The sequence below is a fragment of the Roseateles paludis genome (assembly GCF_039872745.1).
In the GTDB taxonomy this organism is placed as follows: domain Bacteria; phylum Pseudomonadota; class Gammaproteobacteria; order Burkholderiales; family Burkholderiaceae_C; genus Pelomonas; species Pelomonas paludis.
This window is the reverse complement of the sequence record NZ_JBDPZD010000004.1, coordinates 1-12,505: the sequence shown is the minus strand read 5'-3', so window position 1 is coordinate 12,505 and position 12,505 is coordinate 1. Positions and strand designations below refer to the sequence as shown.

Here is a 12,505-nt window from a genome sequence, read left to right as displayed (position 1 = left end):
GAAGGGCTTCGCGGCACCCGTGCTAACCCCGTGACCGTTTTCTCGGACGACCTCGTGACGAGCCGTGTGGGGCGCGATAAAATGGTCAGTGAATGATAGCCGCAAGGCGGTCGTTCCCTGCTTTTCCTCCCTGAGCAGGAGCCTTCTCGTGATGACAGCGAAAGGCTTTAGCGCCCCGGCCCATGGCCGGGGCTTTTTTATCGGTCAAGCGTTTCGCGTCTCGCTGCGCGACCCGCTCGGCGCTTGCGCGCCGGATGCCTTCGGCATCGAACCGCCAAGCCCGATGGAGCCCTGCGGGCTCACACACGATCGGGCTTGTGGCGAGAAGGCAAACGCCTCGTTGTGCCGTCCTACACTGACCCCATGCTCTGGGTCAAAGCCTTCCACATCGTCTTCGTCGCCAGCTGGTTCGCAGGCCTTTTCTACCTGCCTCGCATCCTGGTGAACCTGGCCATGGTGCCGGCTGACAGCCACGCCGAGCGCGAGCGACTGCTGCTGATGGCGCGCAAGCTCTACCGCTTTGCCAACGGGCTGATGCTGGTGGCGCTGGGGCTGGGCTTCTGGGTCTGGCTGGGCTGGGGGGCGGATCGCTTCAGTGGCAGCTACTGGCTGCACGCCAAGCTGGCCTTGGTGGTCGGGGCGGTGGGCTACCAGCACGTCTGTCGCAAGCTGCTGCGCGACTTCGAGGCCATGGCCAACCGGCGCAGCCATCGGTGGTTCCGCGTGTTCAACGAGGTGTCGGTCCTGCTGTTCGCGGCCATCGTGGTGTTGGTGACGGTCAAGCCGTTCTGACCGTGAAGCGGCGCCAGAGCTTCGCGTCCTGGCTGCTGCTGGCCTACGCCCTGCTGGCGCTGTACGCCAGCCTCTACCCGTTCGGGCCCTGGCGCTGGCCACCGGGGCTGGAGTGGCCGTGGTTGCCGCCCTGGCCCAAGCGGCTGTTGCGCTTCGACGTGGTCATCAACATCGTCGGCTATGCGCCGCTTGGCTTTCTGGCCTACGCAGCCGCCCTGCGATCGGGGCTGGGGCGGGCGCGGGCCTGGTGGCTGGGCCTGCTGCCCTGGCCACTGCTCTCCTGGTCGATGGAGAGCCTGCAGTTCTTCCTGCCGGGCCGTGTGCCTTCGCTGGCCGACCTGTGGCTGAATTCGTTGGGGGCCTTGCTGGGGGTGCTGCTGGCGGCGGCCTTGAACGGCTTGGCGCTGCTATCGCGCTGGCAGGAGTTGCGTGAGCGTTGGTTCGTGCGGCGCAGCTCGCAGGCGCTGGCTTTGCTGGCGCTGTGGCCGCTGGCGCTGCTCTACCCCACGCCCTTGCCCTTTGGATTGGGCCAATGGCTGCCCAAGCTGCGCGAAGTGCTGGTGGACGCTCTCGACGGCACGCCCTGGGCCCTGCAATGGGGTGACGAGGCGCTGGACCTTGCGGCCGCGATGCCGCCTGGCCTGGAGGCGCTGGCCATTGCGCTGGGGCTGTGGGCGCCGCAGCTGGTGGCGCTGTCGGTGGCGCAAAGCGGATGGCGGCGCGTGCCGCTGGTGGCGCTGGGCTTGCTGGTGGGCGGGCTGACCACCGCACTGTCGGCCGGCCTCTATCACGGCCCCGAGCATGCCTGGGCCTGGGTGAGCGATGTGTCGATGGCCGGCATGGGCCTGGCCATGTTCCTGGCGGCGCTGAGCAGCCTGATGCCCAATGCCTGGTGCGCGGTGCTGGCACTGCCGGTGCTGTGTGCACAGATCGCGCTCATCAGCCAGGCGCCGTCCGACCCCTATCTGGCGCTCAATGTGCAGGCCTGGGAGCAGGGCCGTTTCGTCAACCTCTATGGCCTCACGCGCTGGCTGGCCTGGACCTGGCCCTTCGTGACCCTGCTGTGGCTGCTGAATCGCCTGGCGCGCAGGGCGCGCCCGAGGGGCGACTTCTACAATTCCGGGCTATGAGCTACTACCAGCGGCACGTTTTCTTCTGCCTCAACCAGCGCGACAACGGTGAGGCCTGCTGCGCCGACCACAACGCAAAGCAAGGCTTCGACCACTGCAAGGCCGAGGTCAAGCGCCTGGGCCTGGCTGGCAAGGGAGGTGTGCGCATCAACAAGGCCGGTTGCCTGGACCGCTGCGCCGGCGGGCCGGTGGCCGTGGTCTACCCCGAGGCCGTTTGGTACACCTTTGTGGACCAAGCCGACCTGGACGAAATCATCACCAGCCACCTGCAACAGGGCCGCGTGGTGGAGCGCCTGGTGCTGCCCGACAACGTCGGCCGATGAACTCGCAAACGCAACGCCGGCTGATCGCCGGCCCGGCGGGCGCCCTGGAATGCGCCATCGACCTGCCGCCCGAGGGCGTGGCCATGCAAGGCACGGCCGTGATCTGCCACCCCAACCCCACGCAAGGCGGCACGCTCGACAACAAGGTCGTACAGACCCTGGCGCGCGCCTTCGTGCAGTTGGGCTGGCGGGCGGTGCGTTTCAACTTCCGTGGCATCGGCAAGTCTGAAGGTGGCTGGGACGAGGGCCGGGGCGAGATCGACGATGCACTCGCCGTGATTGCGGCCGAGCGCACGGCGGGTGAGCCCCTGCTGCTGGCTGGCTTCTCTTTCGGCGCCTACGTGGCCACGCACGCGGCTCAGCGCCTGAGCGAGCCGGCGAGGCGCCTGGTGCTGGTCGGGCCCGCCACCAGCCGTTTTGACACCACCACCGTGCCGGCCGACACCCTCGTCATCCATGGCGAGCAGGATGACGTCGTGCCGCTCACGAGCGTGCTCGATTGGGCGCGGCCGCAAAGCCTGCCCGTCGTCGTCGTGCCCGGCGTGGGCCACTTCTTCCATGGCCAGTTGCCGCTGCTCAAGCGCCTGGTCGTCTCCGCTTTCTATCCTTCCCTGACCTGATGAATCGACTCCTGGTCGCCTTCCTCGCTGCCGCCCTCTCCCTGGTGGCCCAGGCCCAAGCGCCGCAGCCGCCCGAAATCGCGGCGCGCAACTACCTGCTGATTGACGTGACCGCCCGCCAGGTGCTGGCCGAGCGCGATGCCGACACGGCCCAGGACCCTGCCGCGTTGACCAAGCTGATGACGGCCTACGTCGTCTTTTCGGCGCTGCGCGAGAAGAAGCTGAACCTGGAGCAGACACTGCCCGTCTCCAAGCGCGCCTGGGACGAGCGCAAGGGCGAGCCCTCGCTGATGTTTCTCGACACCACCATGACACCCAAGGTGGACGAGTTGCTGCGCGGCATGATCATCCAGAGCGGCAATGACGCCTCGGTGGCCCTGGCCGAGGGCGTGGCCGGCACGGTCGAGAACTTCGTGCAGCTGATGAACCGCCAGGCCCTGGCCTGGGGCTTGAAGAACACCGAGTTCAAGAACGTGACCGGCACCGCGGAGCCCGGCCACAAGAGCAGCGCACGGGACTTGTCCGTCATCGCCACGCGCATCATTCGCGACTTCCCCGAGTACTACGGTTACTACTCGCAGCGCGACTACACCTACAACAAGATCCGCCAGGACAACCGCAACCTGCTGCTGCGCCGCGACCCGACGGTGGACGGCATGCAGACCGGCTACGGCGAAGCGGCCGGCTACGGGCTGATCGCCAGCAGCCAGCGCGACTTCCCGAACGGCAAGCGCCGCTTGCTGTCCGTCGTGATGGGCACCGCCTCCAAGGAGGCGCGTGCGTCGGAGAGCCAGAAGCTGCTGAACTGGGGCTACACGGCCTTCGATGCAGTCAAGGTGTTTGATGCCGACAAGGTCATCTCGACCGTGCCCGTCTGGAAGGGCGAGCAGCGCGAGGCCAAGCTCGGCGCTGGCGATGCCGTCTACGTGACCGTGGCCAAGGGCGATGCCGGCAAGCTGCAGACTCAAGTCGAGCGCACCGACCCGCTGGTCGCACCACTGACCAAGGGCCAGCGCGTCGGCACGATCAAGGTGATGACCACGGCTGGCGCGCCGGTCGCCGAAGTGCCCCTGGTGGTGCTGGACGCCGTGCCCCAATCGGGCCTGATGGGGCGCGCGTGGGACTCCCTGCGCCTCTGGATCAAATGAGCGAGGCCGCCATGGCTGAAGAAAAGTCACTGATCGAATACCCCTCCAAGTTCCCCATCAAGGTGATGGGTGCGCATGTGGACGGCTTCGTCGAGGCCATCGTCATGGTGGCGCGGCAGTTCGACCCCGAGTTTGACCACAGCACCGTCGAGCGTCGCCCCAGCAAGGGCGGCAACTACCTGGGCATCACCATCACCGTGACAGCCACCAGCCGCGAGCAGCTCGACGAGCTCTACCGCACCTTGACCACGCACCCGATGGTCAAGGTCGTGCTGTGATTGTCAAAAGGCTTGGGGAGGTCGACTACCTGCCCACCCTTGAAGCCATGCGCACCTTCACGGCGGCGCGGGACGCCGACACGCCCGACGAGCTTTGGGTCTGCGAGCACCCGGCCACCTTCACCCAAGGCATCGCCGGCAAGACCGAGCATCTGCTCAACCCCGGCGCGATCCCCGTGGTGCAGACCGAGCGTGGCGGGCAGGTCACCTTCCATGGGCCGGGGCAGATCGTGGCCTACCCGCTCATCGACCTGCGGCGCCTGAACATCTTCGTCAAGGAGTACGTGTTCCGGCTCGAGGCGGCATTGATCCAGACCCTAGAGCGCTTTGGCGTGACGGGCTTTCGCGTCGCCGGGGCGCCGGGCATCTATGTGCGGCCCGACGAGCCGGGCGCGCACGCGGCCCACACCGGCCCCGTGGACCCGAGCCAGCCGTTCAAGGGCCTGGCCAAGGTGGCCGCGCTCGGCATCAAGGTCAGCCGGCACTGCAGCTTCCACGGCCTCGCGCTGAACGTGAACGTGGACCTTGAGCCCTACCGTCGCATCAACCCGTGTGGGTATGCGGGGCTGGAGACCACCTCCCTCGATAATCTGGGCCTTCGCGTCGAGACCGCTGCCGTGGCCGACGTGCTGGTGGACCGCCTGGTCGCCCAGCTCTCCTCCTGAAGTCCGCCGCCCATGTCCAGCACCCCCTACGACCCCTCCGAAAAGCAAAAGGCGCAAGCCAAGACCTCGCGCATCCCCATCAAGGTGGTGCCCGCCGAGGTGCTGAAGAAGCCGGAGTGGATCCGCGTCAAGGCCGGCAGCCCGACCACTCGCTTCTACGAGATCAAGCAGATCCTGCGCGAGCAAAAGCTCCACACCGTGTGCGAGGAGGCCTCCTGCCCCAACATTGGTGAGTGCTTCGGCAAGGGCACGGCCACCTTCATGATCATGGGCGACAAGTGCACGCGCCGCTGCCCGTTCTGCGACGTCGGCCACGGTCGGCCGGATCCGCTTGATGCGGATGAGCCCGTCAAGCTGGCCCAGACTATCGCAGCGCTCAAGCTCAAGTACGTGGTCATCACCAGCGTGGACCGCGACGACCTCAAGGACGGCGGCGCGGCGCACTTCGTCGAGTGCATCCGCAAGACGCGTGAGTTGTCGCCACAGACCCAGATCGAGATCCTGACGCCCGACTTCCGTGGCCGTATGGACCGCGCGCTCGACATCCTCAAGGCCGCGCCGCCCGATGTGATGAACCACAACCTCGAGACCGCGCCGCGCCTCTACAAGGAAGCGCGCCCGGGCTCCGACTACGAGTTCAGCCTCAACCTGCTCAAGCGCTTCAAGGACGCCGTGCCGGGCGTGCCGACCAAGAGCGGCATCATGGTCGGCCTGGGCGAGACCGATGACGAGATCCGCCAGGTGATGCGCGACATGCGTGCCCACGGCATCGACATGATCACCATCGGCCAGTACCTGGCCCCCTCAGGCCACCACCTGCCGGTGCGCCGCTACGTGCACCCGGACACCTTCAAGGCCTTCGAGGCCGAGGCCTATGCGCTGGGTTTCACGCACGCCGCCGTGGGCGCGATGGTGCGCTCCAGCTACCACGCCGACCAGCAGGCACACGCCGCCTTCGAGGCTGGCGCAGGCACGGCGGCCTGATCAGCCTTCGGCGATCAGCTGTTCGATCAGTTTGTGCAGGGCCGGGAAGTCCGGCTCGCCCACATAGCGCTTGACGATCTCGCCGCGCTTGTTGATCAGGAAGGTGGTCGGCGTCATCGCCACCTTGCCGAAGCGGTCAGCGACCACGCCGGTGTTGTCGATGGCCACGCCAAAGGGCAGCTTGCGGGTCTCGGCAAAGCGAGCCACAAAGGCTGGCGGGTCGTAGCTCATGGCAACGGCCAGGGTGTCGAAGCCGCGTGCCTTGAACTTCTCGTGCGTGGCGACGATCTGCGGCATCTCCTTGACGCAGGTGGCGCAGCTGGTGGCCCAGAAGTTGACCAGCATGACCTTGCCTGCCCACTGGCTGGAGGCGGCTTGGGCGCCGTCCAGCAACACGTAGTCCACCGCAGGAGCGCGCTCAAGGCTGATGCCATCGCACGCGGCGAGGCCGGTGCACAGAGCAGCAACCAGCAGCAGGCGGCGGGGCAGGGTGGACGCAGGCATGCGCCGGATTATCGGTGGCGCGAGAGCTCGAACATCAAAAGCCCTGGCAGCGAGTCGCCAAGGTTGTCGCGGCCGATGCGGGCCAGGCCATCGGGGGTGGCCGTCGAGAGGCGCGTGGGGGCATCGCCCGCCAGCAGCTCCACCACGGCCATGGCCGGCGCCTGGCGCAGCAGCTCGGCGATCAGGTCGCCAAGCGCCGGGTTGCGACCATTGGCGTCGAACATGAAGGCATGGGGCAGGCCGTCCTGGCAGAACTCCTCGGCCTCGCCGACGCTGGTGACCACATCGACCACCACGCCCAGGTAGAGCATGGCGTGCAAGGCTTCGTCGCGCAGCGCGCGGTCGGACGTGAGCAGCAGCACGTGGTAACCCGCCAAGGCCTGGGCACGCTGGTTCGGAGCCACGTGCAGCGCCGGGGCCGGCGCGGGCGGTGGCGGCGGGGCGGGCATGGTCCAGGGCACGGCGTAGTTCGGGTCGGGGTCCAACTCGGCTCCCGGGGCGCCGGTGGCCCCAGGCGCGCGCGGGCCCTCGTCGGCCACGACGTTGGGGAACTCCAGGATCAATTCGGTGACGTCGTCCGCCCGCTCGCGCAGCGGCAACACGCCGAGCGTCATGGCCGACTGCTCAACCAGGCGCCAAGCCAGGGAGTCGGCGTGCGAGCTGCGGTCAGCAGGATCGCGGCCAACGCTGTGCAGGTCGCCGTGAACGAAGCGGCAGGCCAGGCGGGCCTTGAGCGGCCAGCGTGTCAGGTGCAGGCGCAGCTCGATGCTGGAGTCCGTGCTGCTCAGCGCCCAGTCGATCAGCGAGGTCAGCAGGCTGAACAGCAGCACGCCGTCGGCCCAGACCTCGACCGGCTCCAGCACCTGGCGAATCTGGAGGCCCCGGGCCTGCGTGTCGCGGCTGCGCTGGTTGAGCAACTGGCGCAGCATCTGCGTGAGGTTCTGGCGGCCACTGCTGGTGGCGCTGCGCTTGGCGGCGAGCTGGCCCAGCTGCTGGCCCAGCATGCCGGCACTGCGCGCCCCTTCGATGCAGCGGCGCAATTGCAGCAGCCCACGGCGGTCGATCTTGCCGGTGTCGGTCAGGTTCTGGATGTAGCTGAGCGCGACGGCCAGCGGGTCGGCCACTTCATTGCCCAATTGCACGACGATGTCGGCCCACTGCGTGGGTGTCGGTGACGACCCAAGGTCATTGGCCGCCCGGCTTGGGGCGCCAGGGGCAGTGTTCGGCGGCGGCGTGACGGGCGAATTGGACATGCGGAAAAGGTAGCCACGCGGGTCGATTGGCGGCGCTTTCAGGCCACTCCCGAGTGGGGCGCCATGCTCTCCGGGTCCAGGCCGTGGCGACCATCCCCCCTCCCGGGGGTCAACCCTAGGTTGGGGGGGTCTTCCGGGTCTGGCTCCCAAGGCACCTGCCCGGGCGCCGTGGGCGCGTCAGGCCGGATTCTGAGAGCTGGAGCACCGAACGGCGGGCTGCCCAGCAGCAGTGTGCAAGGCACGACTGTACGGGGCTTGCCGGGGTCGGGGCGCCGGACAATGGGGCATGCGCCGCCTCGCCACCTTGTTGATCGCCCTCGCCTTGTCGGCGTGGCTCAGTGCCTGTTCGCCCGCGCTGGACTGGCGCGAGATGTCACCGTCCGGCTCAGGTCTGGTGCTGCGCATCCCCTGCAAGCCGGCCCAGCAGGTGCGCCCGGCCAGCGCCACCGGGCCCGCGATGGGGATGGCTGTGTGTGAGGCTGCCGGCTATCGGTTCTCTGTCGCCTGGGCCGACATGGATGGGCCCGAACGGCTGTCGCCCGCCCTGACGGAGATGCCGCGGACCCTGGCCGCCAAGTTGGGGCAGGCGCTGGCACCGTTGGAGCCGCTGGCCGTGCCAGGTGCGACGCCCATGCCGCAGTCCGGCGTCTATCGCTTCGCCCCGGGCCCGAGCGGTGGTGCCACACGCCTGGCGGTGTTTGCCAAGGGCCTGCGGGTCTACCAACTGATACTCCAAGGTGTGCAGGACGACACGGAGGTGTGGCGCACTTTCGTCGAAGGCCTGCGAGTCACACCCTGATAATTTGCGTTCATGGCAGGACTGCTGGTGATTGCTCACGCCCCGTTGGCCTCTGCCCTGAGGTCTGTGGCGGAGCACACCTTTCCGGATTGCCAACGAAATCTGGCCGCGCTGGATGTGACGCCCGAAATGTCCGCTGACGACGTCGAAGCCGCTGCGCGCACGCGCATGGTTGGAACGCTGGAGTGGCTGGTGCTGACCGATGTTTTCGGTGCCACCCCCAGCAATGCCGCACAGCGCCTGGCGGGCGACCACGTACGGGTGCTGTCGGGTGTGAACGTGCCCATGCTGTGGCGTAGCCTGTGCTATGCCAGCCAGCCGCTGGATTCCCTGGCCGACCGCGCCCTGCAGGGCGGTAACTCCGGCATTGTTCCGACTTCGACCGCGCATGATTAAGTCCACCCTCACGATCAGCAACAAGCTCGGCCTGCACGCCCGCGCATCGGCCAAGCTGACCAAGCTCGCTGGCGGCTTCAAGTCCGAGATCTACCTCAGCCGCAATGGGCGCCGTGTGAATGCCAAGAGCATCATGGGCGTGATGATGCTGGCCGCCGGCCTGGGCGCGGCGGTGGAGCTGGAGATCGACGGCGAGGACGAACAGGCGGCGCAGGACGCGATCACCGCCTTGGTCAACGACAAGTTTGGTGAGGGCCAGTAAGGGCCAGGCGACGGAAGCGGCTTGGCATGTCGGCCGCGCGCAGCAGCAGCGGAAAGTCCGCCACCCCGAAGTCCGGGTCCCACGCGGGTTCGCTCAAGAGCTTGGCGCCACAGCGCAGATAGCCACGCAGCAGTGCTGGTGGCTCGACCCGCAAGTCTTGGCGCAAGGCGTGCATCGGCAGGGGCAGGCGCGCGCGCACGCGATGCTCAATCGGGGCTTGATGCTCGGCTGCGAGCTGCAGCCATAGACTGGCGGCGTAGTGGCCGCCATCACGCATGCCGACGCTGGCGCAGCCCACCATGGACTCAAAGCCATTGGCCCCCATGAACTCGGCCAGAGCGCCCCAGAGGGCGAGGATGACGCCGCCTTGACGGTGATCAGGATGGACGCAGGAGCGCCCGACCTCCAACAAGCCCGGGCGTAGTGCGCGCAAGCGGGTCAAGTCGAACTCGGTCTCGGTGTAGTAGCCGCCAGCGCGCTTGGCGCTGGCGGGCGTGAGCACGCGGTAGGTCCCGATGACTTGGCGGTCCTTGGCGTTGCGCACCAGCAGGTGCTCGCAGTAGGCGTCGAACACGTCCACATCGAGGCCCTGGGCGGCCTGTGGCCCCAGCCTCGCGCCCATCTCCAGCCCGAAGACCTGGTACCTGAGCGACTGTGCCTCGCGCACGTCGGCGTCCGAGGCGGCCCACTCGACCAGCAGGTCCGGTGGCGATGCGACCGGGCGCACGGGCGCAGGGTGCTGCAAGAGGGCTTGAGGCAGGTCGTTCAAGTTCATGCCGCTCATGCTTGCTGCAGAGCGTGACGGGCCCGTGACCCCGTGATGGCGAAGCGGTGACAGGGCGCTTGTCTCTGGCACGCGCTGCTACATTCGCCCGGTGCGGGGGCTGACATGAGTTTTCAGGTTTTCGGGATTCCGGTTTCCCGGGGCGTAGCCATCGGGCGTGCTGTGTTGGTGGCGTCGAGTCGCATCGACGTCGCGCACTATTTCGTGCCGCAAGCGCAGGTCGAGCAGGAAGTGCGGCGCATGCTGCATGCGCGGGATGCGGCGGTCAGCCAACTGGAGTCCCTGAAGGACGACATCACCGATGACGCACCCCATGAGCTGGGTGCTCTGGTGGACGTGCACCTGCTGCTGCTCAAGGACGAAGACTTCTCCGCCGCCGTGGCGCAGTGGATCCGCGAGCGCCACTACAACGCCGAGTGGGCGCTGTCGGCGCAGCTGGAAGTGTTGGCGCGCCAGTTCGACGAGATGGAGGACGACTACCTGCGCGAACGCAAGGCTGACGTCGAGCAGGTGGTGGGGCGCGTGCTCAGCGTGCTGGCCGGCGAGGTCAGTGCGGCCGACGCGGTGGCCCAGCGTGATTTCGCAGGCGAAGATCCTCTGCTGCTGGTTGCGGCGGATATCTCCCCGGCGGACCTGATCCAGTTCAAGCGCAGTGTCTTTTGCGGCTTCATCACCGACATCGGTGGCAAGACCTCGCATACCGCCATCGTGGCGCGCAGCATGGACATCCCCGCCGTCGTCGGTACGCGCGAGGCTTCGCGTCTGATCCTGCAGGACGACTGGGTCATCGTCGACGGCGATGCCGGTGCGGTGATCGTCAATCCTTCCCCCATCGTGTTGGAGGAGTACCGCTTCCGCCAGCGCCAGAGCGAGTTGGAGCGTGCCCGGCTGGCGCGGCTTCGCTTCACGCCTGCCGTTACGCTGGATGGCCAAAAGGTCGAGCTCCACGCGAACATCGAGCAGCCCAGCGATGCGGCCGCCGCCATCGACGCGGGGGCGGTCGGCGTCGGCTTGTTCCGCTCAGAGTTCCTCTTCATGAATCGGCAGGGTGACCTACCGAGCGAAGACGAGCAGTTCGAGGCGTACAAGGCCGCCGTGGAGGGCATGAAAGGTCTTCCGGTGACCATCCGAACGGTGGATGTCGGCGCCGACAAGCCGCTGGATCGGCTCAGCGCTGCCGAATTGCGGCATGAGCACGTGCTCAACCCGGCGATGGGGCTGCGCGCCATCCGCTGGTGCCTGTCCGAGCCCACCATGTTCCGTCAGCAGTTGCGCGCCATCTATCGGGCCAGCGCCTTCGGCAAGGTCAAACTGCTGATCCCCATGGTCGCGCACCTGAACGAGGTCCGAGCAACGCTGGAAATGACGCGGCGCGTCAAGCAGCAACTGCTGGATGCGGGTATCGGTCACACCGACGTCCAGATCGGCGTGATGGTCGAGATCCCCGCTGCGGTGGTCGTCCTGCCGCTGCTGCTCAAGCACGTGGACTTCATCTCCATCGGCACCAACGACCTCATTCAATACACACTCGCGATCGACCGTGCCGATGAGGCCGTTGCCCACTTGTACGACCCCTGGCATCCAGCCGTCCTCCAACTGCTGTTCCAGTCCATCGATCTCGCCCGCCGCGCCGGCAAGGACGTGAGCGTCTGCGGCGAAATGGCGGGTGATCCCGCGTTTACCGATTTGCTGGTCGGCATGGGGTTGAGAAGCTTCTCCATGCACCCCACCCAGATTCCCGCCGTCAAACAGCGACTTCTGAGAGCCGACACGCAGCGACTGGAACCCCTCGTTCAAGAGATTCTCAAGAGCGAAGATCCCAAGGAAGCCGCCGACCGATTGCTCGGCGGCTACATGCAGATCGCGCACTGAGGCAACGCAGTCCGCTGTCGCGCGCCCGGACGGGCCGCCTGCGTGGCTGCGACCCCTACGGCAGCGTGCGAGGCGAGCATTTGGGCACGAGTGTTAGCGCCCCTTGAGGCCACACTTCCCAAGCCCATAAAACCTGTGCTACAGTCTATGGCTCTGCTGCAGACGGCCAAGCCGGTTTGTAGCGGGGCAAGCGAGAGGCGCACGATGTGCGCTTTCGTTGGAGCTGGTCCTGGTGCGCAAGCGCTGGGCGACGCTGCTGAAGGCCTCTCAAACTCAAGCTGATGCTTGGTTTTGGTTGGTTGAGTAGGTGGTGTCTAGCGAGTTCGGTGGTTTGAAGATTTTTTCAAAATCACTTGACGACAAGCTAGAAGTTCTGACAGAATCTCGCTTCTTTGCTGATCACTGATCAGCGCGCAAACAAGGCGAAAGCCGATAGCGAAAAAGCTGCAAAGCAAAAGCTAGTTTGCGATGTTCTTTAAGAATTCACAGCCGATAAGCGTGGGCGTTTGAGGCGAAGTGTTGATGCCAAGTGATTGGTATCAAGTCTTCGGACTTTAAACGCTCACGGAAACAGAATGAAGCTATGTAAATAGTCTTTGTTCGATTCCGTTGAGTAATCAAGATCGAACTGTAGAGTTTGATCCTGGCTCAGATTGAACGCTGGCGGCATGCCTTACACATGCAAGTCGAACGGT

15 protein-coding genes and 1 rRNA gene are annotated in these 12,505 nt (G+C 66.5%); 13 read left to right on the top strand and 3 right to left on the bottom strand.

The window, feature by feature from the left end; all coding sequences use genetic code 11:
* Positions 1 to 363: 363 nt before the first annotated feature.
* From ABDJ85_RS13955 to lipA, 8 genes are read left to right on the top strand one after another with little or no spacing between them, the layout of a single operon-like run.
* Positions 364 to 792 (top strand): CopD family protein, encoded by a 429-nt coding sequence (locus tag ABDJ85_RS13955; protein WP_347705399.1) that lies wholly within the window; start codon positions 364 to 366, stop codon positions 790 to 792.
* A gap of 2 nt (positions 793 to 794) precedes the next feature.
* Positions 795 to 1,922, top strand: coding sequence for a VanZ family protein (locus ABDJ85_RS13950; RefSeq protein WP_347705398.1), 1,128 nt, complete (start codon positions 795 to 797; stop codon positions 1,920 to 1,922).
* Positions 1,919 to 2,245, top strand: coding sequence for a (2Fe-2S) ferredoxin domain-containing protein (locus ABDJ85_RS13945; protein ID WP_347705397.1), 327 nt, complete (start codon positions 1,919 to 1,921; stop codon positions 2,243 to 2,245). The genes ABDJ85_RS13950 and ABDJ85_RS13945 overlap by 4 nt, the downstream gene beginning before the upstream one ends.
* Positions 2,242 to 2,865 carry an alpha/beta hydrolase gene (locus tag ABDJ85_RS13940; protein WP_347705396.1) on the top strand — a complete coding sequence of 208 codons (624 nt, stop codon included), beginning with the start codon at positions 2,242 to 2,244 and terminating at the stop codon, positions 2,863 to 2,865. Before ABDJ85_RS13945 ends, ABDJ85_RS13940 begins: the two co-directional genes overlap by 4 nt.
* Positions 2,865 to 4,013: a D-alanyl-D-alanine carboxypeptidase family protein gene (locus tag ABDJ85_RS13935; RefSeq protein ID WP_347705395.1), complete on the top strand. Its 1,149-nt coding sequence runs from the start codon at positions 2,865 to 2,867 to the stop codon at positions 4,011 to 4,013. Before ABDJ85_RS13940 ends, ABDJ85_RS13935 begins: the two co-directional genes overlap by 1 nt.
* A gap of 11 nt (positions 4,014 to 4,024) precedes the next feature.
* Positions 4,025 to 4,291 (top strand): DUF493 family protein, encoded by a 267-nt coding sequence (locus ABDJ85_RS13930; protein ID WP_347705394.1) that lies wholly within the window; start codon positions 4,025 to 4,027, stop codon positions 4,289 to 4,291.
* 47 nt (positions 4,292 to 4,338) lie between these two features.
* Positions 4,339 to 4,956, top strand: coding sequence for a lipoyl(octanoyl) transferase LipB (lipB, locus tag ABDJ85_RS13925; RefSeq protein ID WP_347705393.1), 618 nt, complete (start codon positions 4,339 to 4,341; stop codon positions 4,954 to 4,956).
* Positions 4,957 to 4,968: 12 nt separating this feature from the next.
* On the top strand, positions 4,969 to 5,940 hold the full coding sequence (lipA, locus tag ABDJ85_RS13920) for a lipoyl synthase (protein WP_347705392.1): 972 nt from the start codon (positions 4,969 to 4,971) through the stop codon (positions 5,938 to 5,940).
* Here the strand turns inward: lipA and ABDJ85_RS13915 are convergent, their stop codons facing one another.
* Together ABDJ85_RS13915 and ABDJ85_RS13910 are read right to left on the bottom strand one after the other, a co-directional pair.
* Entirely contained in the window at positions 5,941 to 6,444 is a 504-nt protein-coding gene (locus ABDJ85_RS13915; protein WP_347705391.1) for a TlpA family protein disulfide reductase, read from the bottom strand. It abuts the gene before it with no gap.
* An 8-nt stretch (positions 6,445 to 6,452) separates the two neighbouring features.
* The gene (locus ABDJ85_RS13910; RefSeq protein WP_347705390.1) at positions 6,453 to 7,697 is read right to left on the bottom strand and encodes a protein kinase family protein; all 1,245 of its coding nucleotides are present in this window, start codon (positions 7,695 to 7,697) and stop codon (positions 6,453 to 6,455) included.
* 286 nt (positions 7,698 to 7,983) lie between these two features.
* On the opposite strand from ABDJ85_RS13910, the gene ABDJ85_RS13905 reads away from it, so the two are divergent.
* The 3 genes from ABDJ85_RS13905 to ABDJ85_RS13895 are packed head-to-tail and all read left to right on the top strand — an operon-like array spanning position 7,984 to position 9,154.
* Complete coding sequence (locus ABDJ85_RS13905; protein ID WP_347705389.1) at positions 7,984 to 8,496, top strand: hypothetical protein; 513 nt, start codon at positions 7,984 to 7,986, stop codon at positions 8,494 to 8,496.
* 12 nt (positions 8,497 to 8,508) lie between these two features.
* Positions 8,509 to 8,892, top strand: a complete 384-nt coding sequence (locus tag ABDJ85_RS13900; RefSeq protein WP_347705388.1) for a PTS sugar transporter subunit IIA — start codon at positions 8,509 to 8,511, stop codon at positions 8,890 to 8,892.
* Positions 8,885 to 9,154: an HPr family phosphocarrier protein gene (locus ABDJ85_RS13895; protein ID WP_347705387.1), complete on the top strand. Its 270-nt coding sequence runs from the start codon at positions 8,885 to 8,887 to the stop codon at positions 9,152 to 9,154. The genes ABDJ85_RS13900 and ABDJ85_RS13895 overlap by 8 nt, the downstream gene beginning before the upstream one ends.
* On the opposite strand, the gene ABDJ85_RS13890 is transcribed toward ABDJ85_RS13895, so the two are convergent.
* Positions 9,126 to 9,938, bottom strand: a complete 813-nt coding sequence (locus tag ABDJ85_RS13890) for a GNAT family N-acetyltransferase (protein ID WP_430765550.1) — start codon at positions 9,936 to 9,938, stop codon at positions 9,126 to 9,128. The two genes, ABDJ85_RS13895 and ABDJ85_RS13890, sit on opposite strands and share 29 nt — an antisense overlap.
* Before the next feature lie 105 nt (positions 9,939 to 10,043).
* Here ABDJ85_RS13890 and ptsP point away from each other — a divergent pair, with 105 nt between their 5' ends.
* Together ptsP and ABDJ85_RS13880 are read left to right on the top strand one after the other, a co-directional pair.
* Positions 10,044 to 11,810 (top strand): phosphoenolpyruvate--protein phosphotransferase, encoded by a 1,767-nt coding sequence (gene ptsP, locus ABDJ85_RS13885; protein ID WP_347705385.1) that lies wholly within the window; start codon positions 10,044 to 10,046, stop codon positions 11,808 to 11,810.
* 625 nt (positions 11,811 to 12,435) lie between these two features.
* Positions 12,436 to 12,505, top strand: a 16S ribosomal RNA gene (locus ABDJ85_RS13880); the annotation flags it as partial.